Here is a 26,349-nt window from a genome sequence, read left to right as displayed (position 1 = left end):
GGAGCTCTAAAGTGGAAAAGATGATAGATTTCAGAGGATGGATATTATATGGATCCATTATTATACTCTTAATGATATTAATTGTCTTAAAAATAAAATTTAAAAAAGATATTGTTTATTTATTCTTTTTTTCAATTATGTTTATCTATTTATGCTTTGTTTTAAAATATACTCAATTTCCAATCTATATTTCTCAAACTTATAGGGATATGTTTGGGCTACATACAGGGAGAAATCTGAATTTAGTTCCTCTAATAAACCTTACAAAAGCGGAGTTTGAGACTTCTTCACTTAATGTTTTGATGACAATACCATTTGGTTTTGGTCTTCCATTTATTACAAAAAGTACATTTAAAAAAATAGCCATATCAGGACTGTTAATTGGAGTCATAATTGAGTCATTACAAGGAATCATTGCACTGCTGAATGGTTTCACATTTAGAATTGTGGATATTAATGACGTCATTTTTAATTGTACAGGAACGTTAGTTGGATATATTATTTTTAAAATGTTTTCTTATATATATAAGTTATTGATAAACAAAGCTAATTTAAAATTAAACCAGTTATTAAAACATATATATGATGCATAAGAAATAAATAATTTGATGAACGCCTAAAATGTTTATTCTAACATTTTAAGGCGTTTTTATTTTAAATCCAAGAATCTATCTTTTTACATATATAAGGTCCTCTTTATTCATAATGTCATTGAACTTTTTATTATGATTTAATCTTTTTAAGAGGCATTTTATATATGCATAGTTAACAAAAGAAATAATTTCAAAATAAAATAGTCGATTTGTATTGCACTTTTCATTTTATGAACTATATTTAGATAATGCATATGATTTTTTTTCCAGAGAATTCTATACATAGATCGAAATAATAAAAAAAGAGGTTAAGAAATGAATAAAACAAGTTTTGAGGATTATCATGTAAGCGAGGAAATTAAAAGAGCACTTGCTGTTTTAAAATACAAAACGCCAACTGAAGTACAGAGTAAGGTTATTCCGTTAGCATTGGAAAAACAAGATCTTATCGTAAAATCTCAAACAGGTAGCGGAAAAACAGCTGCTTTTAGTATTCCTGTTTGTGAAATGTTAGAGTGGGAGGAAAAGAGACCACAGGCCTTAATTCTTACTCCAACAAGGGAGCTTGCGGCACAAGTACGTGAAGATATTACGAATATTGGGAGATTTAAACGTATTAAAGCTGTAGCAGTTTATGGTAAAGAGCCTTTTACGAAACAAAAAGTTGAATTGGAACAAAAAACCCATGTAGTAGTTGGTACACCTGGACGGGTCCTGGATCATCTTGATCGAGAAACACTTGTAACAGATCAAATAAAGTATCTGATCATTGATGAAGCAGATGAGATGCTTAATAGAGGTTTTATCGATGAAGTCGAAGCACTCATTAGCCAATTACCACAAAATCGTGTAACGATGGTTTTTTCAGCTACATTACCAAAAGATGTTGAAAATCTCTGCCATACATATATGAAAAATCCGATTCAAATTGAGATTGAATCAACTGGAGTAACGGCAGATGCAATTGATCATTATTTAATCGAAGTAAAAGAAGCTGAAAAAATGTCACTTCTTAAAGACGTTACAGTTGTAGAAAATCCAGACAGTTGCCTTATTTTCTGCAGAACTAAAGAAAATGTAGATGCTGTTTTTAGTGAATTAGAACAAGCTAACTATTCATGTGAAAGACTCCATGGAGGACTGGAACAAGAAGACCGTTTTGCTGTTATGGAAGGTTTTAAAACGGGGAATTTCCGCTATCTTGTAGCAACTGATGTAGCTGCTAGAGGTATTGATATTGATAACGTTACATTAGTTATAAACTATGATGTTCCTATGGAAAAAGAGAGCTATGTACACAGAACTGGAAGAACTGGTCGTGCAGGTAATAAAGGAAAAGCAATTACATTTTCAACACCTTTTGAAGGGAAATTCGTTAAAGGAATTGAAAACTATATCGGCTTTGAAATACCTACTACAGAAGCTCCAACTCAACAGGAAGTACTTAGTGGAAAAGCTAAATTTGAAGAAAAGCTTAACAGCCGACGAGTTGTAAGAAATAATAAAACAGCCCGTATCAATCAAGATATTTTGAAACTCCACTTCAGTGGCGGGAAAAAGAAGAAAATTCGTGCTGTTGATTTTGTTGGAACAATCGCAAAAATCCCTGGAGTCACAGTTGAAGATATTGGCATTATCACAATCATGGATAATATGTCATATGTTGATATTCTAAATGGTAAGGGCTCATTAGTTTTACAAGCGATGGAGAATGCGACTGTCAAAGGGAAAAAATTAAAAGTAAGTAAAGCAATTAAATAGACTGTATGAAATAATATGCCTTACGAGAATAAAAGAATATTTTCGTAAGGCTATTTCCTATTTTTAAAAGATTTGGATACCATGTTAAAATTAGGAGATAAACTACTTAGAATAGGCGGATACATGAATGGAACTACCAATTTTCAAATATAATCCTAATCCACTTAAGTTAGGAGTAATAATAGAAGAAGAAACAATTTGTCCTGTTTGCAAAAAGAAACAGAATTTTGTTTATGAAGGACCATTTTTCTCAGAAGAAGAAGTTGAAGGAATCTGTCCGTGGTGTATAGCAGATGGTTCAGCAGCAGAAAAATACGATGGAGAATTTCAAGATATCGAATCATGTGATGAAGTTGATGATGAAGAAAATATAGATGAGTTGATTTATCGAAACCCTGGCTACATAGGGTGGCAACAAGAATATTGGCTAAGTCATTGTGGAGATTTCTGTTCAATTATTGATTATGTTGGTTGGGAAGAAATTAAGCATTTAGAAAATGAATTAGAGCATGATATAAACCGTCTCAGTAAGAAATACGGTTTATCTATTCTAGAATTTAAAAACACTCTAGAAATTGATGGTGATTTACAAGGCTATTTATTTCAGTGTACTAGTTGTAAAAAACACCGTCTCCATGCTGATCTGGCATAAACAAACGATACTACTTAGAGGAAATTATCATATGTCATGAAATTGTTCTCCATATTTAATACCATATAAATTTTCACCTTTTTGAAATTTTGGAGATGAAAAAAAGGAGGCAATACAATGAGTAAAAAAGAACTTTTGCAAAACGGAGTCAATCAAGTTTTTTATGATGAAGAATGGTACCCACCAATATCAGATGCTTTAAAAAACCTTACCGCTGCACAAGCATGTTGGCAAGCAGAAGGAATGGCAAGTAATACGATTTGGGAAAATGTACATCATTTACTATTCTTTAAAGAGCGTTTACTTTCACGCGTACATAAAGAAAACTCATATGTTGCACCGCTAAATAATGATGATACATTTGTTCAAGGTGGACCGAATGATGAAGACGCTTGGCAACAAACGGTGAAGCGAACACTGCAAGTTCATGATGCTTTGCAATCTTCTTTATCTTCCATACAAGAAGAAGAACTAGATCAACTAAGCCCTTCTCTACCAATTTGGCAACAATATCTAAATATCCTTTTGCACGATGCATATCACACAGGTCAAATAATCCAACTTCGTAAACTCCAAGGCTCATGGCCATCTAACCGTCCCAATTTATATGAAAATTAATAGAGAGGCTGCTTCGGCAGTCTTTTTTCGTGCTAATAGAAAAGTTTTTTTATTTAAAAAAGGTGATTTTGCTTTAAAATAGAATTTCATCAAGTAGAGTTTTTTCATCGTAATCAAAAGAAAACTAACACTGAGGTGATTTTGGTGGAATCAATTTTTAAAGAAATCGTACAAATTATGCATCATGATTATTCTGGTTTTAAAGACAAAGAAGGCTGGGATCAACCTGATTATTTTCTTCATAAAATAAGAGATTTAAAAATACATAATCAGCTTGCAAATGAATTATTTACTGAAATTGTGAAAGATTATTTATTGGATTTCAAAGATCAGCATATTTATTTTGAGCAATTAAATAAAGAAAATAATGCTTTAAAAGAACGAGGATTTCGAGTACGCCGATATGAAGATAAATTATATATAACTGAGGTTAGTTCTGAAAATAAATTAACACGAGGAATGTATTTCAAATCTTTAGAAGGATTTACAATCACTGAATTAGCAAATCAGCATAAAAGATTGTTATTTGAATCAGTCGCTGAACGTGAAAACTGGACTCCGATTCTTGCAATGTATGATTTTGGAGAAGTAGTAGATTTACAGGGGAATGAAAGCTTATTTTCATTCAACTTTTATGAAAACTCAACTTATAGCTCCGTTTATGCAGTTAAGTCATTAACAGAGAATATTTTACTAATGACAATGACAGACTTTATGGATCCCCAAGAGATTATTAAGCTGATGAACAAAAATCATCAATTACTTGAATCAACTGAACAGTGGATTATCGATGTTCGTAAAAATAATGGTGGGAGTGATGCAAGTTTTTACCCATTGCTTCCATACATACTGCCAGTAGAAGGTATTAATCTAGCGGATTCTGAAGAAAAGATGCTTTTCAATTGTACTCATGCAAACACAAAGCGTCAGCTTGCTGAACTTGATCAAGATATTGAAAGTGCTCAAGATGAACAAACATTAAAATTTCTAAACATCTTTAGAAATGAATGGGAAAGAAATAGCGGGAAGGGATTTGTAGAATTTAATTTTGGTGAGTTATTTGCATCTACGTTTATCAATGGAAAAATAAAACCTAATAAAATCATTGTTTTAACTGATTGTATGTGTGGAAGTTCAGGAGATTCTTTCGTAGAAATTTGTAAGAGTTCGAGTAAGGTAACGGTGATCGGGAGAGCTACAAAAGGATTAAATGATTATACAAACTTAGCAACTATGAAATGGAATAATGAATTTGAACTAATGTATCCAACCTCACGTCTTTCACGTATTGATAAAGGACAAGGTATGTCTGGAAAAGGGATTGAGCCACATATTTATATTCCCTGGAACCCAATTCATTTAGAAGAAGATATTGATTTACATTACGCGATGTCAATTTTGGCTTCATTAAGTGTATAAAACTGTAATCATGTTTCATCTAATAAGTGCAATCAATAATAGTTAAACAAAGGCATATGGAGATCCGAAATATTGTTGCATTCGAAANNTTTCGAATGCAACAATATTTTTTTGAGTTCTTATTGTTTAATAACCTGTAATATTCACTTTCTGTCCAATTCGTTCAATTACATCTTCTAACTCATCTGGTTTCAAAAATTCAATCGGAGAAAATCCCTTCTCAAATTGTAACGTATCTGCTTCTAAAATAACGACGTACCGACCATTAACTTTTGCAATATGTAGATTTTCACCAAAATCAGCTAGCATTCCTTTAACAGAAAAGTGATCTGCTTTAAAGGATAATTCAATTTCGGGTGTATGTTCTACAATTTGTGCCGCTGCTTCAATTACTTCATCTGGGGTAAAATGTTCTTGAATTTCACGTTTAGGACTTGCTGCCCAGACTTCCATCGCTGCTTCGAATTGTTGTCTTTCCACACTTTCTTCTTCAAATACATCTTCAATTTTATCGTAAACCATCTCCATAACTTGTGATTTCACGATTTCTGGCATTGATTCCGAATATGAAACGAATTTTAAGAAGTCCTCAAAATACCTTGCATGAGAAGCTTGATGTATTTTCAATTCTCTCTCTGAAATCATCCCCAATTCTTCCATATAAGGATATTGAATTGATTTCATGTTTTTAGTTGTAATCGCCATTTCTACTGTTTTAATGAGTGTAGATTCATCTGAAATAGATGCAACTTTTGGTTCAAAATCACATTTTAGTACAAATAAGAACGGATCATCAAAATATTTTCGTAGTTTCGCCTGAATAACTAAAAATGCCCCACCACGAACGGCACTCGTTTCAATGTAATTAATCACTAACGTCTCATTTTCTGCCTTAAATTCATCAATTGATTTAGCACCACGTATACGCTGGAATAAATTATAATTTGGATTTGAGTTTAAAGCGTAGCCTTCTTCAACAATAAAGTGACCTAGTTTTGTAGGTACAGAATCAGATTTTGGATGTTTTTCAACTTTTCGATTAACAATTCGCTCAAGTTCACCTTCTAAAAAGCCTTTTAATGCACTCTCTTCAAACGTTGATTCGTCTATTGTTTGAAAATGTTTATATCGTTTATCTGTTTGTTCACCTTTACCCTCAACCGTTACAACGTAAAACGATAAATATGTAATTTCAAAATCCAATCCAATCACCTTTTTCTATTTTCTGTACTTAAGTATATGGATGAGACCAATTAGAGTCAATGATATTGAAAGGAAGTTTTTGTAAAAAAAATTTGAAATTATTATAAGATAGAATATTTTCAATTGATAAGACAAATTACTTACACACTATGATAAAATAAGGATATAATTTAATGTGGAGCCAAATAAAATAATAAGTACTTGGATGTGTGAATTTCACATCTTTTTTTTTCGTTTTACTTACAATTTTAGGCGGTCAATCTTATGGAAGGGGGATGAGAGAACCTTGAGAATAGATAGAATAGCTACTATCTCGTTAATTATCGTAACATTACTTTGGGGCACAACTTTTGTAGTAGTCCAAAATGCGATTGCATACGTAGAACCGTTTGCATTTAACGCATTTCGATTTATCCTCGCAACTTTAGTCCTTTTGCCATTTTTAGTTAAAAGAAAACAAAAAACTAAAATAACGATCAAACAAGTCGTTAGAACTAGTGGTATTGGATTCATTCTGTTTTTAGGCTATTTACTACAAACATTTGGATTGAAGTACACAACAACATCAAAATCAGGTTTTATTACAGGGCTTTGTGTTGTATTAGTACCAGTTCTCTTATATTTAGTTTATAAGGAGCGGTCAACCTGGTCTACAGTGATCGGATGCTTAATTGCATTACTAGGATTAAGCTTTTTAACATTAGGTGATTCATTTTCAATCAATATTGGAGATGTACTAACGCTTATTGGTGCTTTTGCATTTGCATTTCATATTATTTTATCAGGAAAATATACTAAGCAAATGGACCCACTTACCTTTACAACGATTCAACTAGGAACTGTCGGCATTAGCAGTACAATTTTCTCTCTAATCTTTGAAAATACTTCTGTTTCATTTTCAAAGGAGCTTTGGATCAATCCGACATTCATTTTTGCTGTTATTGTTACAGCAGTATTCTGTACGAGTATCGCATTTTGGGTTCAAATGTTTGCTCAACAACATATTTCTTCAACGAAAGCAGCATTAATTTTTATATTTGAACCTGTTTTTGCAGCATTTACGGCCGTACTTTTTGCGAATGAAACATTATCAATTCAAACACTTATCGGTGGGACTTTTATTGTAGGCGGTATGCTATTATCAGAAGTTCCTTTACCTAAAAGACGAACAAAAGAAGTAAAAAATGAAGCAATATAGTAAGAAATGTATGAAATTTTAAAAAATGGTTAGAATACACATTGACATAAACAATTTGTTCACGTATTATAACTTTAAATTAATAAATGACTTAGAAAAGGAAAAGTAAGTTTATAAGCTTTTTAGAGAGGGAATGGTTGGTGCAAATTCCTAAGTGAGTAAACTGAAACCAGCCTTGGAGTCTCTGTACCGAACTAATAGTAGGCTACAGCGGTTTTCCCGTTAAAGATGTTAAGAGATTATGTAGAGTTTTTACATAATAAGTAGGGGTGGTAACGCCATGAATGGTCCCTTTTGATCATTCATGGCGTTTTTTGTTTATCATCCGCTTATTTTCGTATAGATCTATATAGTAATTAGGGTGGTAACGCCGAGAATGGTCCCTTTTGATATTCTTGGCGTTTTTTTGTTTTCTAAAAATTGATGAGGAGTAAAAAAAATGAGTACAAAAAAATTTGTTGAAGCGATTACAGATATGGATGTTGATTTTGCACAATGGTATACAGATATTGTAAAAAAAGCAGAATTAGTTGATTACTCAAGTGTTAAAGGATGCATGATTTTAAGACCTTATGGTTATGCATTATGGGAAAATATTCAAAAAGAATTAGATTATCAATTTAAACAAACAGATCATGAAAATGTATATATGCCAATGTTTATCCCTAAGTCATTATTACAAAAAGAAGCTGACCACGTAGAAGGATTTGCTCCAGAAGTCGCTTGGGTAACACATGGTGGCCATGATGAATTAGCTGAACCTTTAGCAGTTCGTCCAACTTCAGAAACACTATTTTGTGAGCATTTTTCAAAAATAGTTGAAAGCTACAATGACTTACCAAAACTATATAACCAATGGTGTTCAGTAGTACGTTGGGAAAAAACAACTAGACCATTTTTAAGAACAACTGAATTCTTATGGCAAGAAGGTCACACAGCACACGCAACTGCTGAAGAAGCACAAGCAGAAACAATTCAAATGCTAAATGTTTACGCTAATTTCTTAGAAAACTTCTTAGCAATCCCTGTTATTAAAGGTCAAAAAACAGAAAAAGAAAAATTTGCAGGTGCAAAAGCTACTTACACAATCGAAAGTTTAATGCATGACGGTAAAGCATTACAAAGTGGTACTTCACATAACTTTGGAGATGGCTTTGCAAAAGCATTTGATATTCAATACACTGATAAAAACTCAAAAAGACAATATGTACACCAAACTTCTTGGGGAATGACAACAAGAGTAATCGGAGCATTAATTATGGTACATGGTGATAACAGCGGATTAGTTTTACCTCCAAAAGTAGCACCAACTCAAGTAATGGTTATTCCAATTGCTCAGCATAAAGAAGGTGTAATCGAAAAGGCTACTGAACTAAAAAATCGTATTTCAAAAGTTGCTCGCGTGAAAATCGATACTTCTGATAAAATGCCAGGTTGGAAGTTTAACGAATATGAAATGAAAGGTATTCCAGTTCGTGTAGAAATCGGTCCAAAGGATATCGAAAAGAATCAAGCCGTTTTAGTTAGACGTGACACAAGAGAAAAAACGATTGTTTCTTTAGAAGAATTAGAAGAAAACATTACAAAATTACTTGAAGAAATCCAATCATCTCTATATGAAAAAGCATTAAACAATCGTACAGAAAAAACATATGAAGCTACTTCAATGGAAGAGCTAAAACAAATCAGTGAAGAAAAACAAGGTTTTTATAAAGCAATGTGGTGTCAGGATTTAGCTTGTGAAGAACAAATTAAAGAAGAAGTTGGATTAACATCAAGATGTATTCCATTTGAACAAGAACAAATTGCTGATACATGTGTCTGCTGTGGAAAGAAAACGGATGTAATGGTTTATTGGGGTAAAGCATACTAATTTAAATTACTATATAAAACAAGGAGATGAATGAACGATGGAAAGTTTAAATTCTTTAAAAGATCATCTACGCATTTTGGAAGAAAATTTACTTAAACCTGAAATTCGTACATCTCACATTGAACTTAAAAAACTACTAGCCGATGAGTTTTTCGAATTCGGAAGTTCGGGAAAAGTTTTATATAAAGATGATCAATTAGAGAATGGCATTGGAATCGTTAAAATGAAGATGAGCGATTTTGAAATTCATCCATTATCAGACGAAATTACATTAGTTACTTACCGAATATTTAATGAACTAAAAAAACAGTATTCCTTACGTAGTTCCATTTGGAAATTTAAAGATGGTAGTTGGAAAATGTATTTCCATCAAGGTACACCAACAGATTTTTAAGATTACATGAAAAGGATAGATGAACAGGGAATATACCACCTTTCATCTATCCTTTTTATAATAATGATTTTTGTATTTAAACAGACAGATAGTTGTAGAATTATAGAGGCTTTAGCAAATTCCATTAAGTTCTTATCTACATCAAAATTTATGGTATGATAAATTCACTATGATTAGTTAAGGAGAACAAAATGTATTTAACAATTAAAGAAACAGCGGAATACTTAAATCTTGATGAATCGTATATTAAGCAATTAATTCAAGAACAAAAAATTAGAGTAGTCCACGATGGTGAACAATATTTAGTTTATAAAGAGCAATTTAACAACCACTTAGAACAAATGGAAAAAGCGAAGAAAATGATTGCAGATTATTATAACGAACCGATTCCCGAGGATCCAGATGTAAAGGATGAAGATTAATACAAAAACGGATTGTAAATTGAAAAAAAAGTTGCAAGTTACTGAAAAAAAGCTCCGTTAGTTAATCACTAATTTAAATATAAAAATGAAAAAGTTTCGGTATAAACCGAAACTTTAGTTTTTATTTATCAATTTCATAATCTTTTGGAAAACAGCGTCTGCTTCTCTACGAGTTCTAGCGTTATCTAAATCTCGTCGTAACTTATGATAAGTTAAAGCATCATTTCTGCCTAACTGTACTTTATTTTTGTTGATTGTTGGCGTCGGCATCGTTTTCTCCTCCAAATGATAATTTAGTTTGTTCTATTATATCTAACTGTTTATTGTAGTCTTGCTTTACTGCATTCAAATTTCGTTCTACCATCTTTTCTAGGTAAGTACTACCGCTGATACCAGCTAAAAACGAATACAAGATCGTTGTCCAAATTGAAGGTACGTTTGTTGTACTAGCAATGAGTCCTGATATCATCCCAGCAGCTCCACCTAAAATAATTTCTCGCCACGAACCAAATGAATACCTACTTCTATCGTCCTTATCTTTAAATGTATAAGGTCGTAAAAATCCTTCATCTCCCATAAGAGAGTTGATAAATCCACCCATCATTCCAATTATGATAGAAATGACGGTCCAAATAGTGTATTTTCCCAATTCTTCCATAAACTGTTACCTTTCATTTTTTTTATTTTAACATGCAATTAGAAAAATTAGGAATAAAAAAAACAGTAAATATTTAAATTACTGTTTTTTTTCATTTATTTTTTCTAGTAACGATTTTGCTTTTAAAAAGTGAACTTCGGCTTCTTTTTTGTTCCTAGCAGAATTTATTTTATTTCTATGTTTTGTATATTCTCTCGCTTCTTCTAAAGACATTAAATCAGTGATTTTTTTTGCGCTCATATAGACCTCCAACTTTACTTAACTACTATAAATTAAGTTGAACATGATAATTATCTTTACAAAAGATATATGTATGTACAAATTGAATAGACTAAAAATTTCTCTATTTACTATTATGCTTACGAAATAGTGATTATAAACAATTGACGATTCTAATCATCCACTTCTTGTTTTACAAGGTCTATGGATTTAAATGAGAGGGTAAGAATTATCAATATGTTTTCTATGCCTCAAATCCTAAAAAATCTTAATTTTGTTTAAACTGAGTTTAAAAAAGTCTACTATTATAATTTCTATACGAAGAACAGTGTTTATTTAAAATAGCACTGTTTCATCTACTTTAGTGATTATAAAGGGGCTAAATAATGTATACAAATTTAACATTTGAAGAGTTACAAACAAAGCTAAATAAAAATGAAAGCTTAAAGATCATCGATATTCGATCACCTAAAAGTTTTGAGCGTGGTCACATAAAAGGTGCAATTAATATCCCTTATCCAATGTGGTCGACATTACCAAAAGTCTCACCGGAAGAAGAAGTAGTGATTATTTGTTATGTTGGCATCGCTGGGGGAAAATCTGCAGAGCGTTTATCACTATCACATGAAAAAGTATATAACTTTAAAGGTGGAATGGCGCAGTGGAAAGGTGAAATTGAATCTGAGCAGTTTGGTACCAAGTGGGATTCTGAGAGAATATATCATTTAATTTTAGGCTGTTTACTGTTGTTGTCATTACCATTTTCATTGCTAAATACTTGGGTTGGTATAGGTTACTCATTGTTTATTGCATTAGTAGTAATTATTTTTGGAATCACGAATGTTAATCTGATTAAAAGATTGATCCGCTCCTATGGTTTTAAGTAATACACACATTAATCTAACTAAGAAATGTGATGAAAAGAGGAGCGTAATGAGAAATTTAGGAGAAAATCCAACCTTATTAAAACAGCAAAAAAAACTGAGGAACTTAATTATCGGACTTGATGAAAAGATTCCTTTAGAAAATGGTCGATCTATTAAGGGAATTTATTTTGATAACGCCGCTACTACACCACCATTTAAAAGCGTTTTAAAAGCAATTCAAGAATTTGCACCATGGTATTCATCTGTTGGACGTGGAAAAGGCTATAAATCAGTACGTTCAACGGAAATAATCGAACGCACGCGTCTAAATGTATTAAATTTTGTCGGTGGAAAAGCAGATCAACATACAGTTATCTTCACGAAAAATAGCACAGAGTCAATGAATCTACTTTCTCATATATTGCATCAATCAACTATTAAACGTTATATTTTACTATCAGAGATGGAACATATTTCGAATGACTTACCTTGGCGTGAATACTTTGAGGTTGAATACATTACTGTTAATCATGATGGTCAAATCAGTTTAGAAGATTTAAAAGTTAAACTTAAGGCATTAAAAGGTCAAGTCGCACTAGTCTCAATCACAGGGGCATCAAATGTCACTGGTTGTATTAATCCGATTTACGAAGCGGCTGAACTAACGCATCGATTCGGTGCGAAAATACATATCGATGCTGCTCAATTCATTCCACATGAATCGATTCAAATGGTGCGACTGAACGAAATGGAGAATATTGACTTTCTTTCATTTACAGGACATAAACTATATGCTCCGTTTGGAACTGCTGTATTAATTGGTGCAATTGAAGAATTTAAGGATGCAAAGCCCCTACAAAAAGGAGGAGGCACAACTCAAGTTGCTATAAAATCATTTGTTCAATGGAATAAGGCACCTGAAAGATTTGAAGGTGGTACACCTAATGTAATGGGAATTGTCGCTTTAAATGCAGCTATTCGAACATTGCAACAAAATAATATGGAAATGATAATTGAATATGAGAAGCAATTAATCAATTATGCCATCGTTCAACTTCGAACAATTGACGGTTTAAAATTATTCTGTGCTTTAAACAATAATCTTCCACAAGTGAGTGTATTTTCGTTTACAATTGATGGGTTACATCACCAAGATATTGCACACATCTTAGCTAGAGAGTTTGGTATTTCAGTCAGAAGTGGTTTTTTCTGTGCCTATTCCTATGTACAAAAACTCTTACAAATTAGTGATGAAATGATTGATGAAGTAAGAAAAGATACTAGTATTCCTTCCCCTGGTTTAGTTCGAATTAGTTTGAGTTTTTACAATACATTTGCTGAGGTTAATCAATTAGTAGAAGCCATACAACTGATCACATGTAATAAGGAGTACTATACGAAGAAATATGAGAATGAACCAAAAGGTATTTGTGGAATACAGTCATATAAACTATGAACTAAAACATTTATAAAGTGAGGTGAATTCGTAATGGCGACAATATTAGTAGTAGATGATGATGCTTCAATTCGAGAATTTGTTTCCCTCTTTTTACAGCAAGAATTCTTTTTAGTAAAAGAAGCCTCCGATGGACAAGAAGCATTGGAAATTGCTGAAGAACATGAGATTGATCTGGCAATTATTGATATTATGCTCCCGAAAGTTGACGGCTGGGAGCTTTGTAAGGAGTTCCGAAAGTTATATGATTTCCCCATTTTAATGCTAACAGCAAAAGGAGAAACAGTTCAAAAGATAAAAGGATTTAATCTTGGTGCAGATGACTATATGGTTAAGCCATTTGAACCTCTTGAACTATTAGTCCGGTTAAAAGCATTACTAAGAAGATATCAAATTAACCAATCTCAAACTGTACAAATAGGTGAGTTTTGGATGGATAAAAACACCTTTAAAGTGGCGTTAGAAAAGAATTCTTATGATTTGCCGCTAAAAGAATTTAATTTACTTTATAAATTAGCAGAAGCACCAAGTCGAACGTTTACGAGAGAACAATTAATTGATTCTATTTGGGGTATTCACTTTTCTGGTAATGATCGCACATTAGATGTTCATATTAATCGACTTCGAGAACGGTTTAAAGAACAAACTTACTTTCAAATTAAAACAATTCGCGGCCTTGGGTATCGATTAGAGGTATTAAAATGAGAAAAAAATTATGGAAGCATATAATTTTAGAGTTGATTTCATTTCTATTAGTCGGTATTTTAGTTGGCTATGTACCTTATACATTGACGTCTTATTTATTCGAATTATGGGGTTTTAAGTTATCAGATTGGGTTGTATCAACAATAAACGGAATTCTTGGTTTTTTAATTGCTAGTATCGTAATGAGTTTACTATTTATTTTTCTGCGACCAAAGCGAGATCGATATCTAAAGCCAATTGTTGAAAGTATGAAACTAATTGGCAATGGTGAATTTGATCAAGCACATCTAAATGAGAAGACCATTAAAGGATATTCCATGCAATTTTTATCAAGAAATGTTAATCAAATGGCAGAGGAGCTTACATTAAGAGAAAGATTGAATCAAGAGTTCATATCGAATGTTTCGCATGAAATCCAGTCTCCACTCACTGCCATAAAAGGATTTACACATATGCTAAGAAATCCTCAACTAACAACAACAGAGCGGAATCATTATATCGATATTATCGAAAAAGAAAGCAATCGCCTTTCTAATTTAAGCAAAAATATGCAAAAGCTGTCATGGTTAGAAGAAATGAATACAGGTATAAAGAAGCAGAATTTCCGCTTAGATCAGCAAATTAGAGAAGTTGTACTAACGATGGAATACCAATGGAGTCAAAAAGACATTGAATTATCAGTTCAACTCGAAGAAGTTCAATACATCAGGAACGAAGAATTGTTAAGTCAAGTTTGGATGAATTTACTCGACAATGCAATTAAATTTACACAAAAAAATGGACAAATCCATCTTGAATTAACAAAAACACAAAGAGAAATCGTTGTGAAAATAACAGACAACGGAATCGGTATGGCTGAAGAAGAACAACTACGCATTTTTGAACGATTTTATAAAAGCGACCGCTCACGAAATCGCCAGAAAAAAGGGAGCGGACTAGGATTATCAATTGTCCAAAAAATCGTCGAATTACATAATGGAAAAATAGTTGTCTCAAGTATAGCTAGTGAAGGAACGACTTATACGGTCACTCTTTCAATTTGAGGAGAAGTAACAAATGAAAAATAGAAGATGGATCGTCATTAGTTTATCGGTTCTTGCTGTGATGTGGATGATGCATACAGCAACTAAAAATTTTATAATAGACCCAACTTTCACATCAGTCCTTAAGTTAAAGGAAGTACAGCTTTCGAATTTAAACTTATGGATCATTATAATTCGATTGCATATTATCTTATCTATTATTGCTTTAATTACCGGCCCAATAGGGCTTTCAAAAAGGATTAGAAAAAAGCTGCCAGTAATACATCGGTGGAATGGCCGAATATACGTAGGAGTGATTCTATTCAATATCATCCCAGGCTATTACGTATCGTTTTATGCTAATGGCGGCGTATGGAGTATTACTGGATTCATACTCTTAAATACACTTTGGATATTGACGACAATCACTAGTTACCGTTTTATTCGAAAAGGTCGATTTCACAACATCGAAAGTGGATATTAAGAAGCTTTTTTTTAACATTTGCGAATTTAACAATTCATTTAGTATTAGCGACTTTTTACTACGTAGTCGGTCTTCAATACGCTTTATCATATACAATTGCGGTTTGGATGTCTTTTATTTTTAATTTACTAATGGCTGAACTCATTATTAGGAAATCGAACGTTTAAGTCAACTAAGTTCATTAATTACTATTTCAACATAATGGCAGTTTAGTTTAAGTGCGATTTTTCACAAACTTAATTTTTACTACTGTCTATTTTTTTTTTGATTAAAAACGAAGTGCATTATTCCTTATAGGAGTAATGCACTTTTTTACAAATATGTGGCTTTTAAGCGGTTAATATCTTCTTTTGGTGGTAATCCAAACAACCTAGAATACTCACGACTAAATTGAGAAGGACTCTCGTAGCCTACACGGATGGCTGCATCAATGGCATCTGTTGACTCAGATAATAATATGCGACGAGCTTCCTGTAATCTTAGTTGTTTTTGGAATTGAATTGGGCTCATTGCTGTTACTTCCTTAAAGTGTCTATGGAGCGAAGAAACGCTCATATTTGCAATTTCTGCAAGGTCTTCAATACGAAAAGACTGGTTATAATAATTCATGATATGGTCAACAACGTCACTGATTTGATTTGTTGAACTACCTTCTATAGCTATTTGTCCGAGAGTTAATCCATGCTGACCCTGTAAAAGTCTATAAATGATTTCCTTCGTAATAAGAGGCGCGAGTACAGGTATATCTTTTGGAGTATTAAGCAAGCGCGTTAATCTAGTTACAGCGTCCAATAAAGATAACTCTATTCGGCTAACATACATGCCTCTTTTAGTATTATCTTTATGAAAAGTAAGTTCCGTATCCTTTAATACCTCCAAGATTTGATTCGGGGTAAACTCGAGTTTAATTGCCAAATATGGATTTTCTAAAGAAGCTTCTGTGACTATCCCAGTAATTGGCAAGTTAACAGAGGCAATTAGGTAATCTGCAGGACTGTATACATAATGCTCTTGTGCCAATACAACTTCTTTTTTACCTTGAACGATAATACATAAGGATGGTTTGTAGATCCCATAATTCGGTCCAGTAACATTAGAATATCTAGAGAAAACTAAAGTAGGAATAGAAGTCGGATGAGCCCCATCCTGTTCTAATTGACTCTCTATAAGTTGAATAAGTTCAGCTTGATGTTTATAGATTTGATCAGACATAAAAACCTCCTAGATTCCTATCATTTTTAGTTCCATTTTAATATAAATTGCTCTGAAATATAAGTGACTTGAGAGGAATATGCAATCATTTGATATGAATTGGATAACGGTATCGTATTCATTTATTGCATAATAAGAGTACAAAAACAAAATGCATAACAATAAATTCTTAAGCGGTTATTTGTTTTTTAGCTCCCAAATTATCTGGAAGTAATAAACTTTAATTTATATATAATCGCAATAATTTAAAAAGTAAGTAGTATGTTCCAATTTATTAAAAATCAGGAGGAATTTATATGCAAAAAGTAAAATTAAACAATGGTGTTGAAATGCCTATTTTAGGTTTTGGTGTTTTTCAAATTCAAGATGAAAACGAGTGTGAACAAGCCGTTTATGATGCAATTATGGCAGGTTACCGACTGATTGATACCGCTGCCTCCTATTTAAATGAAGAAGCAGTAGGAAGAGCAATAAAGCGTAGTGGTGTATCAAGAGAAGAATTATTTATTACTACAAAACTTTGGGTCCAAGATACAGGGTATGAACGAACAAAGCAAGCATTTGAAAAATCACTGGAAAGATTGCAACTTGATTATTTAGATTTATATTTAATCCATCAACCATTTGGTGATGTATATGGTTCTTGGCGCGCCATGGAAGAACTGTACCGTGAAGGTAAAATTAGGGCGATTGGAGTTAGTAACTTTTATCCAGACCGTCTGACTGATTTTATTATTCATAATGAAGTTGTTCCTGCTGTAAACCAAGTTGAAACGCATCCTTTCTGTCAGCAAATTGATAGTCATAACCTTATGAAAGAAAACAATGTTCAGATAGAATCATGGGGACCATTTGCTGAAGGGAAAAATAATATGTTTCAAAATGAAGTATTAGCATCAATTGCTAAAATGCACAATAAATCAGTAGCACAGGTTATCTTGCGATGGTTAACACAAAGAGGAGTTGTTGCAATACCTAAGTCAGTACGTAAGGACAGAATCATTGAAAACTTTAATATCTTCGACTTCGAGTTAAGTCAAAATGAAATGGAGAAAATTTCTGAACTAGATACAAATGAAAGTTTATTCTTTTCTCACAGAGATCCTGAAATGGTAAAATGGATCGGCACACGTAAACTAAGTATTTAAAGCTCTATAAAATATGAATTTTTTTCTGGACTTTAATATTTTGCTTTCAAAAACAGCGTAATAGGATACCATTTTTACTTTGGTATCCTTTTTTATTTTGATTAGTATCTTTAAGACTAATTAATGTTCTAAATAATTTGATGCACGTTTACCAATTGGAAAAGTCTAATGGTGCAACTAATGGTTGAATTTGGGAAAGTTAAACAATATTCTATGGGGGAAGTACAAAATATAAATACTAGTAATAACCCCCGTTACATCAACTTTTATTCAAATTCTCCTGAGCCATCCTTACTAATTCTTTCACCATATTCCCACCAATACGTCCGCCAACTTTACCATTTTGATGGGAAGTCAAATTTCCATTGTATCCTTTTGTTAACGGAACACCAACTTCCTCAGCTGCTTCGAATTTTGCATCTTCAGGGTTAGAAGTATTCATTACTTTTGCTTTTAGTGCGTCCATTGCTTTTCTAGATTCAGGAACTAAGATTTTATTTTTTCTACTCATCAAACTCACTCCTTTTATTGTAGTTTTTCCTTTTATTCATTTTTTTAATTATGGAAATAATTGCTATAAAATAGGGAATGTTACATAATGAAGTCATGCGTTTATTAATACATATAAAAGGAGTTTTAAAATGAAATCATTTAATGTTACGTTTCACAAAGAAGATAATGTCGATAATATGTTAATTCAAAAGCTGAATGATGAAGAATATCATAAATCCTCAGAAGGCGGAACTAGACATTTATTTGAAATTGATACAAATATCGGATTTTTTGTATTTTTAGATTCCGAAGATAATGATGGGAATGTATCGCATTTAGTTCTGCAATATAATGAGGAAGATGAAGATCCAGTTGCTTGCTATTCATTTGCAATGAAGGATTACTATGAGTTTATGGCTTTATACTTAAATGATTTAGAATTTATTGATGAAACAGCTGAAGAAGATGAAGTTGAACTAGATGCATCAAGTTCAATTCATCATTTAGTACATCTATTATTCCATGTAATTGAAGAAGGGGAAGACTTAGAGGTATAAACTTCCATTTTCATGTATATTCTTCCAAAAATACCCGGGTTTATAAAATCAAAATTGCATTTTTATGCAAAAACTGGTAATTTTACTTTTTTAAAAAAATCCATTTACTAATGAAAAACTCTTGATATTTTTATCAAGAGTTTTTTTATACATTAAGAAAGAGCGGAGAAGAAACCATCAATGTAGTTTCCATTTTTAGGAATTAAGAATAAGTGCAACTATCCTTCTGACTTCTCCTAAAGCTCGCCAATCGGCGAGTTTTTTTATTTATAGATTCTATGTTATCTATCATAAATAGATTTCGATTCAATAAAATGTTACAAGGGCAATTATGAGAGCTAGATTTGTAAAAATCTAAAGTAGAATAGGAGTCGAACATATTGAACATACCTCAGTCTGTATTTATTCATGAAATTGGACCTCGTATTAATTTTCAATATGGATCACGATTATCGATTGAGCAAAAATTGCAATGGATTAGCCGTCTAATTGATAGTGGATTAAATCACATTGAAGTAACTACGTTAATGCATTCTGCAAATAAACAACAATTTAATGAAGCTACTGAGTTAGCTTTGAAGTTAAAAAGAGAAAATAACTTAAAATACGGCGTCTTAATTCCAAATAAGCGAAGTCTAACAAGAGCATTTGTAGTAGATGCAGATGAAATCAATTTTTTTATAGCTTCAAATGAAACCGTTAATTTAAACGTAAATAAATGTTCTATTAAACAATCACTAAATGATATAAAAAAGATGACATCAGTAACGAAAGATTATGAAAAAAAGACTCGTGTTTATCTATCGACGACATTTAGTTCTCCATATGAAAGTGTTAGTCATCAAAAAGCAATAGAATTAGCATCACAATTAGTAGATGATGGAGTGGATGAAGTAGCATTTGTTGATTCAGGTGGCATGGCAACACCGTATAAAGTTAAGTTGTTTTTAGAAGATTTACTAGTGAAAATACCTAAAGAGCGTTGTTCAATGCAATTTTATAATACTACTGGATGTGCCATTTCGAATATTTTCACGACTCTCTCTTATGGTGTTCAGCGGTTTGTGACAGCAAATGGTGGGTTCGGTGGATGTATTCCATCTGAAGACTTAATTTCATTTTTACATAAGCTTGAGATTGGGACTGGTGTAAATGAATTAAAACTACTTGCCGCTACAAATTATATTTCTGCTCAGCAAATAGAAGAAGTATCAAGTAATTTATTACAAACTAAAAAGCATCTATAATGAGATGCTTTTTTATTTTTATAATTTGGACAAGAATTGAATTATTTTTGCATATAATTTACTAATTTGAATGAAAGGAGTATTGATTATGACTGGTTTTGAAGCAATTATTTTAGGCATCATTCAAGGGCTAACTGAATTTCTACCGATTAGTAGTACAGGCCACTTATATCTTGGTAGACATTTATTTGGATTAGATGAAGCAGGTCTATTATTAGATACTTTAATGCATATTGGGACTTTATTAGCTGTGTTTGTATTTTACAGTAAAGAATGGAAAAGTTTATTAAAAAAACCATTTTCAAAATTAACTTTATTATTATTTGTAGGAACTTTACCCGCTGTTTTTGTAGGATTATTATTTAAAGATTTTTTCGATAAAATTTCCGTTTCAGGGAAAACAATTGGCTGGGAGTTTATCTTTACAGGAATAGTTTTATTTATTGCAGATAAAAGACAAAAAGGGAAGAAGACGATGGAGGAGCTAACTTGGGTTGATGCGCTATTTATTGGCTCATTTCAAGCACTTGCTATTTTCCCAGCGGTTTCTCGTTCAGGTTTAACGATTGCTGCCGCATTATTTAAAGGGATGGAACGGAAGAGTGCTGCTTATTTTTCCTTCTTACTATCAACTCCTGCAATTTTAGGTGGAATTGTCTTTCAGGGGAAAGATTTATTAGGTGGAAATGCCGAACAAATCGCGTTTTTTCCTTTATTCCTCGGAACATTAGCTTCAGCATTATTCGGTTATTTAGCTATTAGTTGGATGATTAACTTATTAAAAAAGCAATCGCTTAATATATTTGGTTATTATGTAGTTTTTTTAGGGGTTAGTATCGTCGTACTTCAATATTTAAAGATATTTTAATTTGATAAATCGATACATAAAAGAGCAGATAATTCTGCTCCTTTATGTATTAACCGTTAAAAGTGCGTACCTCTATATATGTGCTTTTTATCGTCATCTAAATAGTGACCAATGTACTCAAGATTTGATTTGTTTAAAACTCGATGGCCTTCTTTTGTAATAGCAATCGCACCAACTTCATTTACTAAACAACCGCTGTTACGTATACGCTGTATTTCTTCGCCAATTTCATTAATCATGACCTTAGCAAATTCCTTCCTTAATTCATGATCCGTATTAACGATGATATTTGCTAAATACAGATAGACAGATTTATTTTTTTCATATGGAAGAATAAAGTGACATAAATTTAATTCATCCAATTTACTGTCAAGAAGCTGTTCAAATTCATTTTTATGTATAGGAAAAAAAGCTAAAAACCCTTGGATTTCTTGATTGTGTTCCAATACTCTATAGATTTGCGAGTTCTTGCTCCAAGCTTTTTCTACGAATGGTTTCGTTACTTGCCATTCTTCAGGATATATTGAATCTATTTCTAATAATCGATCAAAATCTTTCGGTGTTGCAAAACGTACTTTAATTGACATTATTACACCACTTCTCCTTTAATTAATTGTTAGTAACAAATGACTCTCCTTAATAGTAAGTCCTCAAGCTAATTCTCGTCGAGAGTGTTTTTTGTAGAAGCGTGTAATATCCAAAAAATATTTGCTACTCTATTACTACATAAATTTAGAAATAGAAAAAAGCACAGAAGGGGAATCCTGTGCTTTTTTTGACTGTTCTTATAGTTTTTTAACTTTTTCTTCATTACCATTCATTGCATTAATATAAATATCATACGTATCGTGATTATACGTACCTAAAAATTCATAAGTAAGAATTTCTTTATTAAAATCACTTAGTATGATTGCTAAACGTTCTTCTTCAACTTTTACATTTTTATTAAGCTTTGCTCTTGCTTGCTCTAAAGTGAGCTTTGGCGTTGGAATCTTACGTACATGGTTAGATGTTATATAGTTTTTTGCATTAAATCCGATAATTTGCCCGTTATCTAATGCAACTTTTAATTGTAATGCTTCTGGATAAATACGCACATTATCTACAGATTTTACGTATTGAAGTACTCCAACTGCATCATATTGGGTACTATCGTATAATTCCATGTTTTTATAGTTTTTGGAATTCAAATATGTTAAGCCTTTTTTCACTGCATCATCCAAACTGATTTGCTGTTTACTAATTGGTCGATTTGTCATGAAAAAGATCGGTAAACCAGCAGTTTGAGTTATTTGCATATAAGTATCAGCGGTTGGGTTAGAATGATTCATCGTTACCGCATAAAAAGGTTCAAATTTATTACCATTACTTCTAGTGACTTGAATTTTACTAACATTTTTAAGCGGAACAAAATCTTGTGCGATTTTTTCTGCTTCATTTTTATCAATTTTTTTCCCTGTAAGTTTCCTTAAGCCTTTAGATGCTTCTTGACCATTCGTAAAAGTAGGACCAAAATCTTGATCAGTTGTTGCTTTTACTTGTTCAATATGTTTAAATCCATCCACGATACTATTATCGCGAGGTCCTTTTCTTTCTTCAGACATTTGACCAACATCGATCCAACTTAAATTTTTATTCATGATATTTGTTTGTACATTACGTAATCCATCTTGAACTTTTTCTGCAGTTGAATACATATTTTTTAGTGAAGTAAATTCTTTATCCGTCAAAGGTTCTTTATTTAAGTCGCGAACCGCTGTTTTATAGCTAAAATTTCCAACCCCAGTTAAAAAGGCTTGCGTTTTGTCAAAAGGCACAAATTTTAAAGGAAGCTGTGCAATATCTGACTTTGATTGAATCGATATTCTCCACACATCTGCTAATGCAGGGGAGAGGGAAGACCTAGAATTCATTGCTAATGTCGTACCGATTTTATCATGTAATAAATCCATATCAAATGTTAATTCGTTGAAAGCTCTTTGGTAATTATTTTCTGCTTTTAAATTCATTTCATTCAATTGCTGATGTTGCGTATATCCATAATACCCAGAACCGATTAGAGCGGCTCCTAACACACCAGCAACAATCCAACTACCTTTCATAATTACACCTCATTTACAGAATATATGTTGGCCAATTGTAATGATAATAGGGCGACCACGAATCCATTGATTTGTTGCTGTTTTAGGATTGTAATAGTAAATACATCCAGTTGTCGGATCCCATCCGTTTATCGCATCAATTACTGCTTTTTTAGCTTGAGCGTTTGGCGTTAAATTGATTTGACCGTCTGCTACTGCAGTAAACGCACCTGGTTGATAAATAACACCAGATATTGAGTTAGGAAAAGAAGCGTTCGTTAAACGGTTTAAAATAACTGCTGCCACAGCAACTTGACCAATATATGGCTCACCACGAGATTCACCATACACAGCATTTGCAATTAATTTTATATCGTTATCTGTATACCCATTTGGAGCATTTGCAATCGGTTTATCATTTGGTTTTGAATTCGAATTATTTGGTTTATTTGTATTAGGTTTATTATTATTTGAGTTATTATTATTTGAATTATTGTTGTTTGAATTGTTGTTATTTGAGTTATTATTATTTGCTGTGTTATTTGAAGTAGTACCTTTATAATTTTTTGTTGCTTTTGTTAGCATTTCTTTTAATTTTGTACCCGCGATCCCATCAACCTTCATACCAAATTCCTTTTGAAAATTACGTAAAGCCCAATATGTGTTCCAACCAAAAACTCCATCAGCTTTATCGTCTAGAAATCCAATAAAGATAAGCCGTTCTTGAAGTTCCTTAACGTCCTGACCTGTCGATCCACGACTTAGAACTTGACTACTAAATGCATCAACTTGCTTTTTTGGCAAATACGAATTTACCATAAGCAGTGAAAGGCATATTACACAAAAAATAATTAGTGCAGTTTTAAAGTAAAATTTTCTTTGCAAAATAAATCCTCCTTAATTCATTTACCATTAGGTTTACTATTTGTAAAAAATTTCTTTTTATTAACAAAAAGCGTAAAAACTGATATAAATTGCACAAACAATACACGGATAGATAGAGTGGAGTGGTCAAATAGTAAGGTTAGAAGCAAAAAGGAGGGCATATGAAAAAAATTTATAAAGTCATTTTCATTTTCTCATTCTTACTTTGTATTTTTAGCAATCTAGACATCGCTACTGCACAACAACATGTATATGAACCTCCATATGCAAAATGGGGGAAAATCGCAGTAGAAAAAACAATACAAAAATACCCACAAGCGGATGTAATAGACTATTTGCACATAGGTAGAGAACAAAAATCACCAACCAACTCAATCGAAAAGTTCAAACTTTGGTTACGATTAAAAAATGGAAGCAGAGAATTTGGCGTTTTTGTTAATGTTGAATTCGAAACGAGGACTGAGAAATTTATTGGCATCAGCTATACTGAAACAGATCGATAAACAATGAAAAAACATCACTAAACAATAAGTGATGTTTTTTTAATGTGTAGAGATACATGTGATTAAATTCACAAATAAAAAAATAAATATTTGAGAGGAAGATCAAATTAGTATAAGAAATAGAAAAATTAATTTGAATTATGAATAATTAATGAAATGAATTTGTATGTAGAAAAAAACTAATGAATGTATGAAATTAGAACTGAATTAATTTGGTTTGTTAAAGATTTTTATAAACTCAATTACTGCAAATTTTCATATGAAATTTTATAATTTGAAAATGGAATTTCTTATTATGATTTAACAAAAAAAAATTTGAAATTTTAGTGATTATTAGTTGGAATCATTAATTTAAATTAATGAGTTATTTTATATCAATTTTTTCATTTCATCTCAAAACAATAAGAATACTTTTGAATTGAGATGAAGTTTAGTGTTTTTACTTCAACTTCCTATAATATATATTATGTAAACTAGAATTAAATTTGAAATTAAGAACTACATTTTACCGTTGCTACTCCTCTATCGCTGTTGAACCAATAAATGTGCCAACACAAATCTGTTTACTAGATGAGACTTTGCGACATAACTCTGTTTACTTAATGATCAGTTTTTACACAGATCCATTTACTTACGGCTTTTTTGCGACACAAATCCGTTAACTCGCTTGTTTGACATTTTATATAAAAAAAGCAAGTAGTTTACTTGCTTTAAATAATGACCAACTATATCACACGACAATTTCGATTTATTAAATTTACCTATGCAGTTGATATATGAAATTTGTTTGTTTTGAAGTTTGTTAAGATCTACATATACGTTCTGAAGTAGCTTTAACGGATTAAATGGTATATTGTTAAAGTATGTAATTTCATTGTTTTTAGCATTAATATCACTAAAACTTCCCTTCAATGTAAGATTGCGAATACAATGTCTATGCCGTTTCAATTGAGTTTTACGTAACTTACGAGCAATACTTTTATAAATGGCTTTTTGCTCTTTATAGATTTCATTAATTTCAACTTTGATAATTTGAGGTATTTTTAAATGAATTTAAAGTATTTTTTGTCGATTGCTTTTTTAATTAGTCTTTTATCACTTTTAGGTTTCGGATTCATGGCATTACTAGTGAGCAATCATAGTATATATCATTTTGATAGTACAGTTATTAACTTTATACAAGGACTTGAATCACCTGTAATGACATCTTTTATGAAAGTATTCACTTTTTTAGGTTCAAGTGTATTTATTATTGTACTTTCTATTGGTATCCTATATTTTTTTTATAAAGTCTTAGATCAACGTTCTGAACTAATATTATTTATTGCTGCTCTTATTGGCTCAAATATTCTTTGTACTTTATTAAAACTCTTCTTTCATAGGGCAAGACCTGATTTACACCGTTTAATTGAAATAAGTGGATATAGTTTTCCAAGTGGGCATGCAACTAACGCTATGACAGTTTATGGAATCTTAGCATTTATATTGTGGAGAAATATTCGTACAAAATTTGGGCGTTCTCTATTGATAATAATAAGTTTAATAATGATTCTTTTAATTGGCATAAGCAGAATTTATTTAGGCGTTCATTTTCCAAGCGATGTAATTGCTGGTTACTTTACTGGGGGATTTTGGATTTGTACTGCAATCTGGTTTTATCAGCGTTATAAAGAAAAGCAATTTGAACAAAAACAATGCGCTTGATGGTTTTATTACTTATTGTAAAAAAGGTGTTCGGCTTGATGATGGAATCCTTTCATACTCCAAATGAAAAAGAGGATAATCATTTAATGATCATCCTCTTTTTATTGTT

At 31.8% G+C, this 26,349-nt stretch carries 28 protein-coding genes, 1 pseudogene and 1 other annotated feature; of the genes and pseudogenes, 20 read left to right on the top strand and 9 right to left on the bottom strand.

Going from position 1 to position 26,349, the window contains the following annotated elements:
• Positions 1-20 precede the first annotated feature (20 nt).
• The 5 genes from CN601_RS00445 (at position 21) to CN601_RS00425 (ending at position 5,043) form a co-directional block, all read left to right on the top strand.
• Complete coding sequence (locus CN601_RS00445; RefSeq protein WP_257131567.1) at positions 21-593, top strand: VanZ family protein; 573 nt, start codon at positions 21-23, stop codon at positions 591-593.
• 315 nt (positions 594-908) lie between these two features.
• Positions 909-2,354 (top strand): DEAD/DEAH box helicase, encoded by a 1,446-nt coding sequence (locus CN601_RS00440; protein WP_098169633.1) that lies wholly within the window; start codon positions 909-911, stop codon positions 2,352-2,354.
• A gap of 127 nt (positions 2,355-2,481) precedes the next feature.
• Entirely contained in the window at positions 2,482-3,006 is a 525-nt protein-coding gene (locus CN601_RS00435) for a CbrC family protein (RefSeq protein ID WP_098169632.1), read from the top strand.
• A 117-nt stretch (positions 3,007-3,123) separates the two neighbouring features.
• Complete coding sequence (locus tag CN601_RS00430; protein WP_098169631.1) at positions 3,124-3,624, top strand: DinB family protein; 501 nt, start codon at positions 3,124-3,126, stop codon at positions 3,622-3,624.
• Between the two features lie 144 nt (positions 3,625-3,768).
• Positions 3,769-5,043, top strand: coding sequence for a S41 family peptidase (locus CN601_RS00425; RefSeq protein WP_098169630.1), 1,275 nt, complete (start codon positions 3,769-3,771; stop codon positions 5,041-5,043).
• 126 nt (positions 5,044-5,169) lie between these two features.
• On the opposite strand, the gene CN601_RS00420 is transcribed toward CN601_RS00425, so the two are convergent.
• Positions 5,170-6,246: a DUF3900 domain-containing protein gene (locus CN601_RS00420; protein ID WP_098169629.1), complete on the bottom strand. Its 1,077-nt coding sequence runs from the start codon at positions 6,244-6,246 to the stop codon at positions 5,170-5,172.
• Positions 6,247-6,532: 286 nt separating this feature from the next.
• On the opposite strand from CN601_RS00420, the gene CN601_RS00415 reads away from it, so the two are divergent.
• The 4 genes from CN601_RS00415 to CN601_RS00400 all read left to right on the top strand — a co-directional run bounded on the left by CN601_RS00415 (position 6,533) and on the right by CN601_RS00400 (position 10,133).
• On the top strand, positions 6,533-7,444 hold the full coding sequence (locus CN601_RS00415; protein ID WP_179865375.1) for a DMT family transporter: 912 nt from the start codon (positions 6,533-6,535) through the stop codon (positions 7,442-7,444).
• Positions 7,445-7,527: 83 nt separating this feature from the next.
• Positions 7,528-7,740: a binding site (T-box leader), on the top strand.
• Between the two features lie 143 nt (positions 7,741-7,883).
• A complete protein-coding gene (proS, locus tag CN601_RS00410) occupies positions 7,884-9,317 on the top strand; it encodes a proline--tRNA ligase (RefSeq protein WP_098169627.1) in 1,434 nt (477 codons plus the stop codon).
• A gap of 37 nt (positions 9,318-9,354) precedes the next feature.
• Positions 9,355-9,711, top strand: coding sequence for a nuclear transport factor 2 family protein (locus CN601_RS00405; protein ID WP_098118368.1), 357 nt, complete (start codon positions 9,355-9,357; stop codon positions 9,709-9,711).
• A 191-nt stretch (positions 9,712-9,902) separates the two neighbouring features.
• Positions 9,903-10,133 (top strand): excisionase family DNA-binding protein, encoded by a 231-nt coding sequence (locus CN601_RS00400; RefSeq protein ID WP_098118367.1) that lies wholly within the window; start codon positions 9,903-9,905, stop codon positions 10,131-10,133.
• A 114-nt stretch (positions 10,134-10,247) separates the two neighbouring features.
• On the opposite strand, the gene CN601_RS26710 is transcribed toward CN601_RS00400, so the two are convergent.
• From CN601_RS26710 to CN601_RS26705, 3 genes are all read right to left on the bottom strand, one after another.
• On the bottom strand, positions 10,248-10,403 hold the full coding sequence (locus tag CN601_RS26710) for a hypothetical protein (protein WP_179865374.1): 156 nt from the start codon (positions 10,401-10,403) through the stop codon (positions 10,248-10,250).
• Positions 10,375-10,791: a hypothetical protein gene (locus tag CN601_RS00395; protein WP_098169626.1), complete on the bottom strand. Its 417-nt coding sequence runs from the start codon at positions 10,789-10,791 to the stop codon at positions 10,375-10,377. Before CN601_RS00395 ends, CN601_RS26710 begins: the two co-directional genes overlap by 29 nt.
• Before the next feature lie 78 nt (positions 10,792-10,869).
• Positions 10,870-11,031, bottom strand: coding sequence for a hypothetical protein (locus tag CN601_RS26705; protein WP_179865373.1), 162 nt, complete (start codon positions 11,029-11,031; stop codon positions 10,870-10,872).
• Positions 11,032-11,396: 365 nt separating this feature from the next.
• Between CN601_RS26705 and CN601_RS00390 the strand changes: the two genes are divergently transcribed.
• The 5 genes and pseudogenes from CN601_RS00390 (at position 11,397) to CN601_RS00370 (ending at position 15,710) form a co-directional block, all read left to right on the top strand.
• Positions 11,397-11,897, top strand: a complete 501-nt coding sequence (locus CN601_RS00390) for a rhodanese-like domain-containing protein (RefSeq protein ID WP_098169625.1) — start codon at positions 11,397-11,399, stop codon at positions 11,895-11,897.
• 46 nt (positions 11,898-11,943) lie between these two features.
• Positions 11,944-13,332, top strand: coding sequence for an aminotransferase class V-fold PLP-dependent enzyme (locus CN601_RS00385; protein ID WP_179865372.1), 1,389 nt, complete (start codon positions 11,944-11,946; stop codon positions 13,330-13,332).
• 33 nt (positions 13,333-13,365) lie between these two features.
• On the top strand, positions 13,366-14,037 hold the full coding sequence (locus CN601_RS00380) for a response regulator transcription factor (RefSeq protein ID WP_098169623.1): 672 nt from the start codon (positions 13,366-13,368) through the stop codon (positions 14,035-14,037).
• Positions 14,034-15,080, top strand: a complete 1,047-nt coding sequence (locus CN601_RS00375; protein ID WP_098169622.1) for a sensor histidine kinase — start codon at positions 14,034-14,036, stop codon at positions 15,078-15,080. Before CN601_RS00380 ends, CN601_RS00375 begins: the two co-directional genes overlap by 4 nt.
• A 13-nt stretch (positions 15,081-15,093) precedes the next feature.
• Positions 15,094-15,710: pseudogene (locus CN601_RS00370) on the top strand (DUF2306 domain-containing protein).
• 145 nt (positions 15,711-15,855) lie between these two features.
• Here CN601_RS00370 and CN601_RS00365 read toward each other — a convergent pair.
• On the bottom strand, positions 15,856-16,755 hold the full coding sequence (locus CN601_RS00365) for an AraC family transcriptional regulator (protein WP_098169621.1): 900 nt from the start codon (positions 16,753-16,755) through the stop codon (positions 15,856-15,858).
• Positions 16,756-17,051: 296 nt separating this feature from the next.
• Here CN601_RS00365 and CN601_RS00360 point away from each other — a divergent pair, with 296 nt between their 5' ends.
• Positions 17,052-17,903, top strand: a complete 852-nt coding sequence (locus CN601_RS00360) for an aldo/keto reductase (RefSeq protein WP_098169620.1) — start codon at positions 17,052-17,054, stop codon at positions 17,901-17,903.
• 259 nt (positions 17,904-18,162) lie between these two features.
• Here CN601_RS00360 and CN601_RS00355 read toward each other — a convergent pair whose 3' ends face one another.
• Positions 18,163-18,414, bottom strand: coding sequence for an alpha/beta-type small acid-soluble spore protein (locus CN601_RS00355; protein ID WP_098118358.1), 252 nt, complete (start codon positions 18,412-18,414; stop codon positions 18,163-18,165).
• A gap of 130 nt (positions 18,415-18,544) precedes the next feature.
• Here CN601_RS00355 and CN601_RS00350 point away from each other — a divergent pair, with 130 nt between their 5' ends.
• The 3 genes from CN601_RS00350 to CN601_RS00340 all read left to right on the top strand — a co-directional run bounded on the left by CN601_RS00350 (position 18,545) and on the right by CN601_RS00340 (position 21,067).
• Positions 18,545-18,952, top strand: coding sequence for a cytosolic protein (locus tag CN601_RS00350; RefSeq protein WP_098169619.1), 408 nt, complete (start codon positions 18,545-18,547; stop codon positions 18,950-18,952).
• 380 nt (positions 18,953-19,332) lie between these two features.
• The gene (locus CN601_RS00345; RefSeq protein ID WP_179865371.1) at positions 19,333-20,199 is read left to right on the top strand and encodes a beta/alpha barrel domain-containing protein; all 867 of its coding nucleotides are present in this window, start codon (positions 19,333-19,335) and stop codon (positions 20,197-20,199) included.
• Between the two features lie 88 nt (positions 20,200-20,287).
• Complete coding sequence (locus CN601_RS00340) at positions 20,288-21,067, top strand: undecaprenyl-diphosphate phosphatase (RefSeq protein ID WP_098169617.1); 780 nt, start codon at positions 20,288-20,290, stop codon at positions 21,065-21,067.
• 56 nt (positions 21,068-21,123) lie between these two features.
• On the opposite strand, the gene CN601_RS00335 is transcribed toward CN601_RS00340, so the two are convergent.
• The 3 genes from CN601_RS00335 to sleB form a co-directional block, all read right to left on the bottom strand.
• Positions 21,124-21,654, bottom strand: coding sequence for a hypothetical protein (locus CN601_RS00335; protein ID WP_098169616.1), 531 nt, complete (start codon positions 21,652-21,654; stop codon positions 21,124-21,126).
• 198 nt (positions 21,655-21,852) lie between these two features.
• Positions 21,853-23,172, bottom strand: a complete 1,320-nt coding sequence (gene ypeB / locus CN601_RS00330) for a germination protein YpeB (protein WP_098118353.1) — start codon at positions 23,170-23,172, stop codon at positions 21,853-21,855.
• A gap of 6 nt (positions 23,173-23,178) precedes the next feature.
• A complete protein-coding gene (sleB, locus tag CN601_RS00325) occupies positions 23,179-24,033 on the bottom strand; it encodes a spore cortex-lytic enzyme (protein WP_098118352.1) in 855 nt (284 codons plus the stop codon).
• A 161-nt stretch (positions 24,034-24,194) separates the two neighbouring features.
• Here sleB and CN601_RS00320 point away from each other — a divergent pair, with 161 nt between their 5' ends.
• Both CN601_RS00320 and CN601_RS00315 read left to right on the top strand, forming a co-directional pair.
• A complete protein-coding gene (locus CN601_RS00320; protein WP_098169615.1) occupies positions 24,195-24,536 on the top strand; it encodes a DUF3889 domain-containing protein in 342 nt (113 codons plus the stop codon).
• Positions 24,537-25,583: 1,047 nt separating this feature from the next.
• Positions 25,584-26,240, top strand: coding sequence for a phosphatase PAP2 family protein (locus CN601_RS00315; RefSeq protein ID WP_098169614.1), 657 nt, complete (start codon positions 25,584-25,586; stop codon positions 26,238-26,240).
• Positions 26,241-26,349 lie beyond the last annotated feature (109 nt).

Source organism: Bacillus sp. AFS017336 (assembly GCF_002555445.1).
In the GTDB taxonomy this organism is placed as follows: domain Bacteria; phylum Bacillota; class Bacilli; order Bacillales; family Bacillaceae_G; genus Gottfriedia.
The sequence above is the reverse complement of the archived record's forward strand: the minus strand, read 5'-3'. Positions and strand labels throughout refer to the sequence as shown.